Source organism: Rhodovulum sp. DZ06, from assembly GCF_050586345.1.
Lineage (GTDB): Bacteria > Pseudomonadota > Alphaproteobacteria > Rhodobacterales > Rhodobacteraceae > JBOCEF01.
Genome location: NZ_JBOCEF010000006.1, coordinates 1 through 12,829 on the forward strand (window position 1 = coordinate 1; position 12,829 = coordinate 12,829).

General features: G+C 69.8%; 12 protein-coding genes. 10 read left to right on the forward strand and 2 right to left on the reverse strand.

All coding sequences use genetic code 11. The annotated features are described in order from the left end of the window. The first annotated feature begins 211 nt into the window (after nt 1-211). Genes ACQ5SO_RS04260 through ACQ5SO_RS04275 form a run of 4 tightly spaced genes read left to right on the forward strand, consistent with a single transcriptional unit; the run spans nt 212 to nt 5,509 of the window. A complete protein-coding gene (locus tag ACQ5SO_RS04260) occupies nt 212-2,515 on the forward strand; it encodes a PAS domain S-box protein (protein WP_430940340.1) in 2,304 nt (767 codons plus the stop codon). Beyond that, nucleotides 2,512-3,402, forward strand: coding sequence for a CheR family methyltransferase (locus tag ACQ5SO_RS04265; protein WP_430940341.1), 891 nt, complete (start codon nt 2,512-2,514; stop codon nt 3,400-3,402). Before ACQ5SO_RS04260 ends, ACQ5SO_RS04265 begins: the two co-directional genes overlap by 4 nt. Further along, nucleotides 3,399-3,884 carry a chemotaxis protein CheD gene (locus ACQ5SO_RS04270; protein WP_430940342.1) on the forward strand — a complete coding sequence of 162 codons (486 nt, stop codon included), beginning with the start codon at nt 3,399-3,401 and terminating at the stop codon, nt 3,882-3,884. Before ACQ5SO_RS04265 ends, ACQ5SO_RS04270 begins: the two co-directional genes overlap by 4 nt. Beyond that, on the forward strand, nt 3,881-5,509 hold the full coding sequence (locus tag ACQ5SO_RS04275; protein WP_430940343.1) for a chemotaxis protein CheW: 1,629 nt from the start codon (nt 3,881-3,883) through the stop codon (nt 5,507-5,509). The genes ACQ5SO_RS04270 and ACQ5SO_RS04275 overlap by 4 nt, the downstream gene beginning before the upstream one ends. 137 nt (nt 5,510-5,646) lie before the next feature. On the opposite strand, the gene ACQ5SO_RS04280 is transcribed toward ACQ5SO_RS04275, so the two are convergent. Continuing rightward, nucleotides 5,647-6,153: a YaiI/YqxD family protein gene (locus ACQ5SO_RS04280; protein WP_430940344.1), complete on the reverse strand. Its 507-nt coding sequence runs from the start codon at nt 6,151-6,153 to the stop codon at nt 5,647-5,649. Nucleotides 6,154-6,490: 337 nt separating this feature from the next. Here ACQ5SO_RS04280 and ACQ5SO_RS04285 point away from each other — a divergent pair, with 337 nt between their 5' ends. The 5 genes from ACQ5SO_RS04285 to ACQ5SO_RS04305 all read left to right on the forward strand — a co-directional run bounded on the left by ACQ5SO_RS04285 (nt 6,491) and on the right by ACQ5SO_RS04305 (nt 10,123). Continuing rightward, the gene (locus tag ACQ5SO_RS04285) at nt 6,491-6,772 is read left to right on the forward strand and encodes a PepSY domain-containing protein (RefSeq protein ID WP_430940345.1); all 282 of its coding nucleotides are present in this window, start codon (nt 6,491-6,493) and stop codon (nt 6,770-6,772) included. Further along, a complete protein-coding gene (locus ACQ5SO_RS04290) occupies nt 6,769-7,344 on the forward strand; it encodes a cytochrome b/b6 domain-containing protein (RefSeq protein ID WP_430940346.1) in 576 nt (191 codons plus the stop codon). Before ACQ5SO_RS04285 ends, ACQ5SO_RS04290 begins: the two co-directional genes overlap by 4 nt. After that, a complete protein-coding gene (locus tag ACQ5SO_RS04295; protein ID WP_430940347.1) occupies nt 7,341-7,883 on the forward strand; it encodes a helix-turn-helix transcriptional regulator in 543 nt (180 codons plus the stop codon). The genes ACQ5SO_RS04290 and ACQ5SO_RS04295 overlap by 4 nt, the downstream gene beginning before the upstream one ends. Before the next feature lie 61 nt (nt 7,884-7,944). Then, the gene (locus tag ACQ5SO_RS04300; RefSeq protein WP_430940348.1) at nt 7,945-8,949 is read left to right on the forward strand and encodes an LLM class flavin-dependent oxidoreductase; all 1,005 of its coding nucleotides are present in this window, start codon (nt 7,945-7,947) and stop codon (nt 8,947-8,949) included. A 232-nt stretch (nt 8,950-9,181) separates the two neighbouring features. Then, a complete protein-coding gene (locus ACQ5SO_RS04305; RefSeq protein WP_430940349.1) occupies nt 9,182-10,123 on the forward strand; it encodes a transglutaminase-like domain-containing protein in 942 nt (313 codons plus the stop codon). A gap of 48 nt (nt 10,124-10,171) precedes the next feature. Here ACQ5SO_RS04305 and ACQ5SO_RS04310 read toward each other — a convergent pair whose 3' ends face one another. After that, the gene (locus ACQ5SO_RS04310; RefSeq protein ID WP_430940350.1) at nt 10,172-10,837 is read right to left on the reverse strand and encodes a glutathione S-transferase family protein; all 666 of its coding nucleotides are present in this window, start codon (nt 10,835-10,837) and stop codon (nt 10,172-10,174) included. 215 nt (nt 10,838-11,052) lie between these two features. Here ACQ5SO_RS04310 and ACQ5SO_RS04315 point away from each other — a divergent pair, with 215 nt between their 5' ends. Then, nucleotides 11,053-12,267, forward strand: a complete 1,215-nt coding sequence (locus tag ACQ5SO_RS04315) for a polyhydroxyalkanoate depolymerase (protein ID WP_430940351.1) — start codon at nt 11,053-11,055, stop codon at nt 12,265-12,267. Nucleotides 12,268-12,829: the final 562 nt, after the last annotated feature.

Sequence of the window (12,829 nt, forward strand, 5' to 3'; positions counted from 1 at the left end):
CCCCCCCCCCCCCCCCCCCCCCCCCCCCCCCCCCCCCCCCCCCCCCCCCCCCCCCCCCCCCCCCCCCCCCCCGCCGCGTTTTCATGGCCATGTTAACCCTGATTCCGCCGTGGCGGCCGCCCCCGGCCGCCCGCGCCGGGCGCCATGGTAACCGCGTCTTAGATTCCCGCCCCGATGATGCCCCCGGGATTATCGAGGTTGGGACCGAGCGATGAACGCCACACCGAATACGGCCGCGAAGACCGGGGCCGCCGCAGACGCCGCCGCAGACGCCGCCGACGACGACGCCTACGGGGCCGACGCGACGACCGGGGCCGTGATGGACGCGCTGAACCGCGTCCAGGCGGTGATCGAGTTCGACCTTCAGGGCAACATCCTGTCGGCCAACGACAATTTCCTCCGGGCCATGGGCTATGCGCCGGAGGAGGTCGCCGGCCGCCGTCACCGGATGTTCTGCGACCCCGCGCTGGTCGCGTCGGACGACTACAAGGACATGTGGACCCGGCTCGCCATGGGCCAGCCCGTGGCCGGGGAATCCCGCCGCATCGGCAAGAACGGGCGCGAGGTGTGGATCAACGCCTCCTACACCCCGGTGATGGATGCCGCGGGCAAGCCGGTGAAGGTGGTGAAATTCGCCACCGACGTCACCGCGCAGAAGCAGGCGCACCAGGTCGCCCTGCGCAAGATGACGGGGTTCGAGAATTCGACGGTCGCGATGATGACCATCGACCGCGACTTCGTGGTGCAGGAGGTGAACGCGGCCACGCGGCGGTTGCTGGCGGACTACGCCACTGAATTCGCCAAGATCTGGCCGTCCTTCGACCCCGGCAAGATCGTCGGGACCAATATCGACCAGTTCCACAAGAACCCCGCCCACCAGCGCAAGATGCTGGCCGACCCGTCGCGCCTGCCGGTGCGCACCGACATCTCGGTGGGCGAGCTGAAATTCGCGCTCAATGTCGGCGGGATCTTCGACGAGGACGGGGCCTATGTCGGCAACATCCTCGAATGGGCCGACGTGACCCAGGAGCGGGTGAACGCCGGCGTGCTCGCCGCGCTCGACCGGGCGCAGGCGGTGATCGAGTTCGACCTCAAGGGCACGATCCTGGGGGCCAACCAGAATTTCCTCGACACCATGGGCTACACGCTGGACGAGATCCGCGGCCGCCAGCACCGCATCTTCTGCGACCCCGAATACGCCGCCAGCGGCGCCTATCGCGCGTTCTGGGAAGACCTGTCCGAGGGGCGCTTCGCCACCGGCGAATACCAGCGCTTCGGCAAGAACGGCAAGGAGGTGTGGATCAACGCCTCCTACAACCCGATCCTCGACGCGTCGGGCAAGGCGTTCAAGGTGGTGAAATTCGCCACCGACATCACCGAGGAGAAGCAGCGCATCGCCGAGCAGGACGGCAAGATGGCCGCGATCAGCCGCGCGCAGGCGGTGATCGAGTTCGAGCTCGACGGCGCCATCATCACGGCGAACGACAACTTCCTCGCCGTCACCGGCTACGCGCTGGAGGAGATCCGCGGCAAGCATCACCGGATGTTCTGCGAGCCGGACTTCGTCCACAGCGCCGAGTACAAGCGGTTCTGGGCCGATCTCGCCGCGGGCGAATTCGCCGCCGCGCAGTACAAGCGCATCGGCAAGGGCGGCAAGGAGGTGTGGATCAGCGCCTCCTACAACCCCATCTTCGACGCCAAGGGCAAGCCGTTCAAGGTGGTGAAATACGCAACCGACATCACCGGGCAGAAGGCGGTGGAGGCGAATGTCGCCCGCATCGCCGACGATTTCCGCCGCCAGTCCGCCGACATCTCGGCCCAGGCCCAGAACGTGGCCTCGGGCGCGCAGTCGCTCGGCTGCACGACCGAGGAGATCAACGCCGCGGTCGAGGAGCTGAGCGCCTCCATCGACTCCATCGCGCAGAACACCGGCATGGCGGACGAGGTCGCCAAGCGCACCCGCCACGAGGCCGATCTCGGGGCCAAGGCCATCGACCGGTCGATCGAGGCGATGGACCTGATCAACGCCTCGTCCGAGGAGATCAGCGAGATCGTGAAGGTGATCAACAAGATCGCCGACCAGACCAACCTGCTGGCCTTCAACGCGGCGATCGAGGCCGCGCGGGCGGGCGAGCACGGGCTCGGCTTCTCGGTGGTCGCGGACGAGGTGCGCAAGCTGGCCGAACGGTCCAGCCAGGCGACCGAGGAGATCTCCAAGCTGATCACCCAGACCGTCAAACGGGTCGCGCAGGGCAGCGAGGTGTCGCGCGGCGCGGGCGAGGCGTTCTCGCGCATCCTGGCGGGGATCGAGGACACCACCGAATCGATCACCCAGATCTCGGTCGCGGCGAATGAGCAGCAGACCGCGGCCCGCGACGTGGCCGAGGCGATCCAGGCCATCGTCGACGCGACCGAGCAGGCCGTGGTGGCGTCCGACACCATCGCCGCGGCCACCGACGGGCTGAGCGGCGGCGCGCAGGAGCTGACCGTCGAAATCGCGAAGCTCGACGCGTGACCGACGCGGCCCGCCCCACCCCCCGGCCCGAATTCGTGCCCGTGGACCTGTCCAAGTCCATGACGGACGCCGAGTTCGCGAAGCTCCGGTCCATCGTCTACGCGCAGACCGGGATCAGCATCGGCGACTCGCGCCGCTCGATGCTGGTCACGCGCCTGCGGCCGCGGCTGCGGGCGCTGGGCCTCGACGACTACAAGTCCTACGCGGCCCGGGTCGCGCAGGACCCGGTCGAGATGCAGGAGCTGACCGACCGCGTCACCACGAACGAGACCTATTTCTACCGCACCCCGCGGGTCTGGGCGCATTTCCGGGACGTGTTCCTGCCCGCAGGCGCGGCGCGCGCGAAGGGCCGCCCGTTGCGGGTCTGGTCCGCCGCCGCCTCGACGGGAGAGGAGGCGCATACCGCGGCCGTCTTCCTCGAGGAGGTGCGCGCCAAGACCGCCGGGTTCGACTACGCCGTGCTCGGCACCGACATTTCCACCCGGGTGCTGGAGGCGGCGAAGGCCGGGCGCTACCAGGGGCGCGCCACCGCGCGGTTCCTGGCCGAGCAGCCGGAGCTGTTCGGGCGGCACATGCGCGGCTCGGAGGAGGCGGGCTGGACCGTCGCGCCCGAGATCGCGAAGCGCATCCGGTTCCGCCAGCACAACCTGCTGCAGCCGCTGTCCAACGCGCCGCAGTTCGACGCGGTCTTCCTGCGCAACGTGCTGATCTATTTCAGCGCCGCCGACCAGGAGGCGATCCTGCGCCACGTGCGCCGGGTGATCCACCCCGAGGGAGTGCTGTTCATCGGCGAATCCGAGACGCTCAAGCATATCGACACCGGGTTCGAACAGGTCGAGCCGATCATCTATCGGCCGGTTCTTCGCGTCCCGGGGGGGGGAGCATGAGCGTGGCGACCAAGCTGCACGTGCAGATCGGCGAGGTGAAGGTGGGCCGGGAAGGGCAGGTGCTGACCGCGATCCTGGGGTCCTGCATCGGGCTCGGCTTCCTCGATCCCGCCCGCGGGATCTACGGGCTCGCGCATTGCCTGCTGTCCAATTCCGGCAAGGAATCCACCGAGATCACCGGGCGTCACGTCGACGAGGCGGTCCGCTCGCTCGTCGCGCTGATGAAGATCGGTCCCGAGGAACTGCGCAAGGTGAAGGCGATCGTGGTCGGCGGCGCCAACATGACCATGCCGGTCGACACCGATCCCAGCCGCCTGGTCGGCTCCATCAACTCGGGCAGCGCCTACCGGGCCGTGCGCAAGCTCGGGGTCCGCAACATCCACGAGGACACGGGCGGCGTGCTCGGGCGCAAGGTGACCATCGACTGCACCACCGGCGCCTTCGACGTCGCCGTGATCCCCCGCATCGGAGCGAAGCCATGACCCTGACGCCGGGAGAGGCGGGAGGGCCCGCCGCCCCCGGGGGCGCCGCGCCGCCCCCGGATGACCCGGGGGCCGGGGCCGCCCCCGCCGACGCGCCGGTTCCCGCCCCGGTCCCCGAGGCGTCGGCGTCGATCTTCGGGTCCTTCTGGCTCGACGGGTCGGAATTCGCGCTGCGCGTCGGCGTGGTCCGCGAGGTGGTGAACGAGCCGGAGACGATCTCGGCCATGCCTCTCTCGCCGCCCTTCATGCTGGGCCTGTTCAACCTGCGCGGCGCGATCATCCCCGTTGTCGACCTGCGCCGCCTGCTGGAACGCCCCCCGCGCGAGGCGGGCGAGGGCAAGGTCGCGATCATCGAGGATGGCGACCTCTGCGTCGGGCTGATGTTCGACCATACCGGCGAGGTGCTGAACGCCCAGCACGCCGCGCGGGTCGATTTCCGGCCGCGGGCGGGCAAGCCCAAGGACGTGGTGGTCGAGGGGCTGCTGAAGCTCGAGAACGGCGAGCGGATCGTCCAGATCCTCGACCCGTACGAGATCCTGAACCTCGAGCGCGTCCCGGTCGGCGACACCCTCTCCAGGCGCCGCGCGGAGACCGCGTCGACCCGCGGGCCGCGTTACAGCGGCATCTCGTTCCAGTTCGGGCACACCACCTGCGCCATGGACCTGCGCTTCGTGCGCGAGGTGCTCGAAGCGCCGCAGATCATGAGCTCGGTCCTCGTCCACGACTGCTTCGTGGGGGTGGTGAACCTGCGCGGCACCATCATCCCGGTCGCGGATTTCCGCAACTTCATGGGCGACGACGCCGCGCTGGGCAAGAGCCAGGAGATGCCGGTCCGGCGCAAGATGCTGGTGGTGGAGACCGACGGCGGCGTCATCGGCCTGCTGATCTACTCGGTCAACAGCATCATCTCGTTCTTCCGCGACGAAATCCTGAAGTTCAGCAAGCTCGCCCTGCCGCGCGAAGACGTGGTCAGCGGCTGCCTGCTGAGCAAGGAGAACGAGATCGTCATACTGCTCGACCACGACGCGCTGCGCCACGACCCGATCCTGGCCGACACCGCCCGGCGCTGCCGCGAATTCCACGCCTCCGAACATGCCGCCAACGCGCTGGCGAAGAAGAAGGAGAAGGAGGTGCAGGCCCACACGCGGCGCACCTTCATCGTCTTCACCTTCGAGCGGCGCTTCGCGCTGGAGACCGCGGATGTCTGCGAGGTGATCCCCTATCCCGACACGCTGCTGCACCCGCCCTATACCATCGAGTTCGTGGACGGGATCATCAGCCTGCGCGAGGAGCTGATCACCCTGATCAACCTGCGCAAGCTCTACGGCCTGCCGGCGTCGAGGAGCGAGAGGCGCGGGCGGGTGCTGATCTTCCGGCACGAGGACCGCAAGTACGGCATCACCGTGGATTCGGTGGACGAGATCGTCACCACCCTCGACGGCAAGGTGGCCGAGCTGAAATCCTTCGGGCAGCAGAAGGAATCGAAGGTCATGGCCGAGGACGTGAGCGGCTGCATCCAGAGCCCGACGGCGGGCAGCGTGATGGTCCTCGACATCGCCTCGGTGCTGGGCCGCTGCTTCAAGGCGCTCGAGGGCCAGAAGGCGGCGGCCGCCGCCGCGCTCTGACCCCCCGCCCCGGGGGCGGGCCGGGGGCAGGGCCGGGGGCCGTGGCGGGGGGCAGTGGCAGGGGGTAGTGGCAGGGGGGCGCGACCGGCGCACGGGCCCCGCGCGGCGCGGCCCCCGGCGTTCGAAGCGCGCGGCGCTCAGCGGCCGCGGCGGACCTTCTGCAGCGCGGTGTCGAGGGCCTGCAGGAACTGCGCGCGGTCGCGGTTCGAGAACGGCGCCTGGCCCTTCATCCCCTCGGCCGCGACCCCGGCCCCGGCGCGCAGGTCCTCCATGATCGCGCGGGTGGCGACGGCGCCGCCGATGGAGCCCTCGGTGAAGGGAACCCCCTTGGGCGAGAGCACCGCGGCCGCCCCTTCTTTCAGACACCGGTCCGCCAGCAGAATGTCCTGGGTGATCGCCACCGCGCCCGGCCCCGTCGCGCAGCGTTCGACCACCCGGTCGTCGGCGGCGTCGAAGCCCGACCCCACGACCTCTAGCGCCACCAGCGGGTGCTGCGGCAGCCGCAGATAGCCGTTGGCGATGAAGATCATCGGGATCTTCAGGCGGAAGCACACCTTCTGCACCTCCTCCTTCACCGGGCAGGCGTCGGCGTCGACCAGGACGCGCGGGCCGGTCGTGGGGAAGTCGGCGGCGGAGAGGGACATGGGACGGCTCCGGCAGGCAGGGAGGGGACGGCTGAACGGCGGCGGGGACCGCCGGCGCGGCCCCCACGCAGCATGGCGATGCGCGGGCCGGGCGCAAGGGGCGGCGGGGCGCGCGGCGGCGCGGGCCCGCGGGGCGGAGAAAAAACCAGTGAATTCAATCGTAAGCGCGCGCTTACGGGGCCGATTTACGCCCCGCGGCAATGGTTCGGGCGGTCCGGAAGGGGCAAGTCATGGCCAGCGGCGGGCCGATCCCCGGCCGCGTCGCACCGGGCCGCCGCCTGTTCCCCCAAGCACACCCTGGGCGGCGGCCCGCCCCCTCTCGCAAAGGAGACGCACCATGCGCAAATTCATCCCCGCCGCCTTCGCCCTCGTCCTCGCCGTTCCCGCGGCGGCCTCCGAGACCGCCGCCCCGGGCGATTTCGGCGCCATCCAGGTCGGCGCCCAGGCCGGCGCGACCATGCAGGACGTGACCGGCTGGCTCGCCGCGCAGGGCGCGGAGGTCCGCAAGAGCGAGATGGAGGACGGCAAGATCGAGGTCTATTTCGTCAAGGACGGCAAGATGGGCGAGATCTACGTCTCGACCGCCACCGGCGCCGTGACCAAGGTCAAGCGCAAGTGACCGCCGCCGAGAATATGGAGACCGGGCGCGAAGGCGCCCGGTCCGTCCGCGCCTGGGATCCGCTGGTGCGCCTGCTCCACTGGACCCTCGTCACCGCCATCCTGCTCAACGCCGTCGTGCTGGAGGAGGAGAGCAGGATCCACGAATATGTCGGCTGGATCGCCCTTGGCGTCGTGGTCACCCGCATGGCCTGGGGGCTGATCGGCTCGAAACCGGCGCGGCTCCGGTCTTTCCTGCCCAACCCGCGGGCGGCCCTGCGTCACGGGGCGGAATTGCTCCGCGGCGAGAAAACCGTGCACCTGTCGCACAATCCGATCGGCGCGCTGATGGTCTGGAACCTGTGGGCCTGCATCGGCGGACTGGCGGCGACGGGGTACATGATGGGCACGATCCAGTTCTTCGGAATGGAATGGGTGGAGGAGCTGCACGAGGCGATCTTCGGCTGGCTCATCGCCTCGATCGTGCTGCATCTCGGCGGCGTGCTGCTCGACGCGCTGCTCAGCGGCGACACCCCCGGCGCGCCGATGACCAGGGGCCGCCGCCGCATCCCGGACGGGGCGCGGGTGGAATGATCGAGGCCCGCGTCATCCGGGCCTGGGCGGCCTTCTTCACGGCCGAGCGGCGGGCGGCGACGCTCGCCGCCATCATCATGGTGCAGGGCCTGTGCGCGCTGTTCTTCATCGCCGACGTGATCATCGACCTCGGCGAAGGCGACCACCTCGACCACCTGCACATGACGCTGGAGGCCGCGGCCTCGCTGGCGCTGATCGGCGGCATGGTGTTCCTGATGCTGGAGCTGCGCCGGATGCTGGCCCGGATGCAGGAGATGGACGCCGGCCTGCGCGCCGCCCGCGGCCGGATGGGCGAGGTGATCGAGGGGTTCTTCGACGACTGGGGCCTGACCCCGTCGGAGCGCGACGTGGCGCTGATGATCCTCAAGGGCTTCGAGAACAAGGAGATCGCCGAGATCCGCGGCGCCGCCCCCGGCACGGTCCGGGCGCAGAGCGCCAAGGTCTATGCCAAGGCGGGCGTCGGCGGGCGCGCGCAGCTGCTGTCGCTGTTCATGGACGAGCTTCTGTCCGGCGAAGCCCCGGCCCACGGGGCGGGCTGACCCCTCGCAATTCCCGTAAGGCGGCCTTACATTCGTCTGGGCGCAACGACCGGAGGCCGCGATGATCCCCTATTCCATTCTCGACCTCGCCCCGATCCCCGAGGGACGCGAGGCGGGCGAGGCGCTGCACGCCTCGGCCGACCTGGCGCGCCATGCCGAGGGCTGCGGCTATCGCCGGTTCTGGCTGGCCGAGCACCACTCGATGCCGGGAATCGCCTCGGCCGCCACGGCGGTCTGCATCGCCAACGTGGCGGCGGCGACGAAGACGATCCGCGTGGGCGCGGGGGGCGTGATGCTGCCGAACCACGCGCCGCTGGTGGTGGCGGAGCAGTTCGGGACCCTCGAATCGCTGCACCCGGGGCGGATCGACCTCGGGCTGGGGCGGGCGCCGGGCTCGGACGGGATGACCATGCGCGCGCTGCGCCGCCGCCAGGACCGGGCCGATGATTTCCCCGGCGACGTGGCCGAGCTGATGCGCTTCCTCGGCCCCGCCGATCCGCGCGCGCATGTGCAGGCGGTGCCGGGGCAGGGGACCAACGTGCCGATCTGGATCCTCGGCTCGTCCCTGTACGGCGCGCAGTTCGCCGCCGCGATGGGGCTGCCCTACGCCTTCGCGTCGCATTTCGCGCCCGACGCGCTGGGCCACGCGGCGCAGATCTACCGCGACACGTTCCAGCCGTCCGAGCAGCTGCAGGAGCCCCATTTCATGATGGCGATCAACGTCTTCGCCGGGGCGGACGATGCCGAGGGGATGTATCTGCGCACCTCCTCGCAGCAGGCTTTCGCCAACCTGCGGCTGGGGCGCCCGGGCAAGCTGCCCCGCCCGGTCGAGGACATCGAGGCGGTGCTGCCCGGGCAGGTGCTGGGGGCGGTGAACCACGCGCTCGGCGTCGCCGCGGTGGGCGGGCCCGAGACGGTGCGCCGGGACCTCGCCGCGATCATCGACGCTTACCGGCCGGACGAGGTGATCTTCGCCTCGGCCATCCATGACGCGGAGGCGCGCAAGCGGTCCGTGACCATCGCGGCCGAGGCGATGCAGGCGCTGGGGGCGGAGGCGGCGGCCTGACCTCCCGCCCCGGCCCGCGCCGGCCCGCCCCGATCCGGCGCGGCCCGGCGCGGTCCTGCCCGACAGGCGGGATCGCGGCCTGACCCGCGGCGCCATCCCGCATGTTGCAAGGCGGGTATCGTAAAATTTGCCTGTCATCCGCGCGCCGTTTCCGTCAGGGGAGGGCGGGAACCGCCGCGCGGGGCCTCGCCGCCCCTTGCGCGGCCCACGCTTCAACGGACAGGAGAGACCCATGCGCATCCGCCTCGGCGTCGAAATGGCCTATGACTTCGCCGTCCCCACCCCGATGGTCGCCATGCTGCATGTCCGCCCCGAACGCGCCGGCGCGCTGGAGACCCCGGACCTGCTGCAGGCCGATCCGCCGGTCCCGGTGCAGGCCTATTTCGACAGCTTCGGCAACCGCTGCACCCGCCTGACCGCCCCCGCCGGGCGCTTCACCATGCGGGTCGACGCGATGATGCAGGATGACGGCCGCCTCGATCCCGTGCTGCCCGACGCGCAGGAGCACCCGATCGAGGGTCTGCCCGAGCACGTGCTGCCCTTCCTGATCGGCAGCCGCTACTGCGAGACGGAACTGCTGATGCAGGACGCCTGGCGGCTGTTCGCCGAGGTCGAGCCGGGCTGGGGCCGGGTGCAGGCGATCTGCGATTTCGTCCACAACCACGTCGCTTTCGACTACATGCAGGCCCGCGCCACCCGCACCGCGGCCGAGGCCTTCGCCGAGCGCAAGGGCGTGTGCCGCGACTACGCCCATCTCGCCGTCGCGCTGTGCCGCTGCATGAACATCCCGGCGCGCTACTGCACCGGCTACATCTCGGATATCGGCCTCGAGCCGCCCTATGCCGAGATGGACCTCGCGGCGTGGATGGAGGTCTGGCTCGACGGCGCCTGGCGCACCTTCGATCCGCGCACCAATGACCGCCGCCGCGGGCGGGTGCTGATGGGCGTCGGCCGCGACGCCGCCGACGTGCCGCTGGCGCATATCTTCGGCCCCGGCCCGCTGGCCGCGTTCAAGGTCTGGATCCACCGGGTGGACGAGGACGGGAACGACCTGCCCAACCAGCTCAGCGACGCCGAGAAGGCGATGATCGACGTGGCCGACGGCCCGCGCCACCACCCGCCGGTGGACGCCGCCACGGGCGGGCCCGCGACGCTGATCAGCGCGCGCAGCTGAACGAAGAAGGGGGGCCGCAGCCTCCCTTTTCCGTCCCGGCCCGCGGCCTCAGAACTCGACTTCGAGCTCGATGATCTCGTCCGGTTCGGCCTTCGCGCCCGCGGTCCATTCCTTCATCAGGTCCCATTCGAAGATCGCGTCGCAATAGGCCTGGAGCTTGGGCGGCAGCTCCACCGCATAGGTGCGGAACCGGGTGCAGACCGGCGCGTACATCGCGTCGGCGATGGTCAGCCGGCCATAAAGGAACGGGCCGCCATAGGCCGCGCCGTGACCGTCCAGGCACTCGGTCCAGATCTCCTTGATCCGCTCCACGTCCGGGCGGGCGCCCGAGAAGATCTTGAAGCTCTCGTGCCGGGCCTTGAGGTTCATCGGCAGCGCCGAGCGCAGGTTCTGGAAGCCCGAATGCATCTCTCCGCAGACCGCGCGGCAATGGGCGCGGCGCACCGGGTCCTTGGGCAGAAGCCCCGCGTCGGGGAACTTTTCCTCGAGATATTCGGCGATGGCCAGCGTGTCCCAGACCGAGACCTCGCCATCCTCGAGCCGCGGCACGCGGACCGAGGGGTTGAGGAGCAGCAGCTCCTGCCGGTGGTCCGGGTCGTCCATGTCCACCGGGACCTCGTCGAACTCGAGCCCGGCCATCTTGCAGATCAGCCAGCCGCGCAGCGACCAGGAGGAATAGTTCTTCGACGACAGCGTCAGCGTGGCCTTGGACATCTCGTGGGCTCCCTGCCTTGGGTCTTTCCGGGGGCGCCTGCGCGGACGGGCGCGGCCTGGGCCGCGCGGGGGGTCCGCGTCGCGCCGGGCCTGCCCGGGCGAATGCGGCGCTGCAGCGATTGCGCCGCGGCGCGTCAAATACACTCTCGCGCCGTCCGCCGCGCTGCGCTAGCTTTTTCGCATCCGCACACCTGCGGCATCCGGAGGCGGCCCCAATGCTCTACCAGACTTACCAGTTCCAGGACGACATGATCGCCCCGATGCGCCGTTGGGCGAAAATGGCGATGGCCATGGGCGGGGTCGGGGCATGGGGGTTCGGGCGCGAGGCGGGCTCGCGCTCCATGGCCGCGCTCGAAATGCTGTCCCGGTTCGAGCTGAGCCATTCGCGGCCCGACTTCGCCATTCCCAGCGTTCCGGTGGGCAATCACCGCACCCGGGTGACCGAGGAGGTCGCGCTGGACCTGCCCTTCGGAAACCTGCTGCGCTTCGTGAAGGAAGGCGAGCCCTCCCAGCCCAAGGTGCTGGTCGTCGCGCCCCTGTCCGGCCATTTCGCCACCCTGCTGCGCGGCACGGTCGAGAAGCTGCTGGAAGATCACGACGTCTACATCACCGACTGGAAGAACGCCCGGGACGTGCCGCTGTCGGACGGGCGCTTCGGGGTCGATGAATATATCGAGTACCTGATTCGCTTCCTCGAGGAGATCGGCCCCGGCGGCCATGTCGTCGCCGTGTGCCAGCCCTGCGTGCAGGCGCTGGCGGCCGTGTCGATCATGTCCGAGGACCGCCACCCCTGCACCCCGCGCACCATGACGCTGATGGCCGGGCCGATCGACGTGCGCGAAAGCCCGACCGCGGTGAACGACCTCGCCAACGAAAAGCCGCTGCGCTGGTTCGAAACCCAGGTGATCGGCACCGTGCCCTGGCGCTGGAAGGGCCGCGGGCGGCGGGTCTATCCCGGCTTCGTGCAGCTGATCAGCTTCATGGCGATGAACATGGAGCGCCACAAGGCCGCGCACCAGAAGATGTACGACCTGATGGCCGCCGGGAAGGACGAGGAAGCGAAGAAGCTCAAGGACTTCTACGACGAGTATTTCGCCGTCCTCGACCTGCCCGAGGAGTTCTATGTCGAGACCATCGACCGGGTGTTCCAGCGCGCCCAGCTCGCCACCGGGGACTTCATGTACAAGGGCCGCAAGGTGGATCCGGCCGCGATCACCCGCACCGCGCTTCTGACGGTCGAGGGCGGGCGCGACGACATCTGCGCGCTCGGCCAGACCGCCGCGGCGCACGAGCTGTGCCGGTCGCTGCGCCCGCACCTGAAGCGTCACCACCTGCAGGCGAATGTCGGCCATTACGGCGTGTTCTCGGGCAAGCGCTGGCAGAACGAGATCTATCCCGTGGTGCGAAATCTCATCCTGTCGATGGAGTGAGGCGGCCCCGGGCGGCCCCGGGCGCGGGCGCCCTCGCGGGCGGGCGGTTCCCAAATGCACCAGAAAACAGACGGGCGCGGAGGGTCTATTCCGCGCCCGTTCTCGTGTTCGACCCTCCAGGCTCCCGGCGGCGGCGCGTCTTTCCTTGCGCGGCGGCAGTCGCGGCGGAAGCGCCATCCCGGGTGCGGGCGGACAATTGGCGCCGCTCCCGCAGATCTATTGCGCGCGGCGTCACGCGGCGCCCACAAGATGAATTCAGCCTTCAATGTTCTTGGGGTCCGTGGCGCCGGGGGCGAGGATATGACTGCAGTCTTAATGGCGATTTACGGAGCTTTAACGCGCGGCGCGGGCGCATATTGAAAGATTCCGCAAGTAAATACTCGCTAACAATCCGTGTCCGCCGCATTTTTGACTTAATTCCGAGGGGCGGGCGTCACGTTCGCGCATGTATCCAGGCGACTCGCGGCGCTCCTTTCTTCAAAAAATCCTGTGAGCTGCGCGGCATCGGCGGTACCCTGCGCCGATACACAGGATCCGGCCGGGATGCGCCCGGTTATTTTAA

Coding starts and splice junctions, on each gene's coding strand:
- ACQ5SO_RS04260 (WP_430940340.1), top strand. CDS start 212: ATGAACGCCACACCGAATACGGCCGCGAAGACCGGGGCCGCCGCAGAC.
- ACQ5SO_RS04270 (WP_430940342.1), top strand. CDS start 3,399: ATGAGCGTGGCGACCAAGCTGCACGTGCAGATCGGCGAGGTGAAGGTG.
- ACQ5SO_RS04275 (WP_430940343.1), top strand. CDS start 3,881: ATGACCCTGACGCCGGGAGAGGCGGGAGGGCCCGCCGCCCCCGGGGGC.
- ACQ5SO_RS04285 (WP_430940345.1), top strand. CDS start 6,491: ATGCGCAAATTCATCCCCGCCGCCTTCGCCCTCGTCCTCGCCGTTCCC.
- ACQ5SO_RS04310 (WP_430940350.1), bottom strand. CDS start 10,837: ATGTCCAAGGCCACGCTGACGCTGTCGTCGAAGAACTATTCCTCCTGG.
- ACQ5SO_RS04315 (WP_430940351.1), top strand. CDS start 11,053: ATGCTCTACCAGACTTACCAGTTCCAGGACGACATGATCGCCCCGATG.
- ACQ5SO_RS04280 (WP_430940344.1), bottom strand. CDS start 6,153: ATGTCCCTCTCCGCCGCCGACTTCCCCACGACCGGCCCGCGCGTCCTG.
- ACQ5SO_RS04305 (WP_430940349.1), top strand. CDS start 9,182: ATGCGCATCCGCCTCGGCGTCGAAATGGCCTATGACTTCGCCGTCCCC.
- ACQ5SO_RS04295 (WP_430940347.1), top strand. CDS start 7,341: ATGATCGAGGCCCGCGTCATCCGGGCCTGGGCGGCCTTCTTCACGGCC.
- ACQ5SO_RS04300 (WP_430940348.1), top strand. CDS start 7,945: ATGATCCCCTATTCCATTCTCGACCTCGCCCCGATCCCCGAGGGACGC.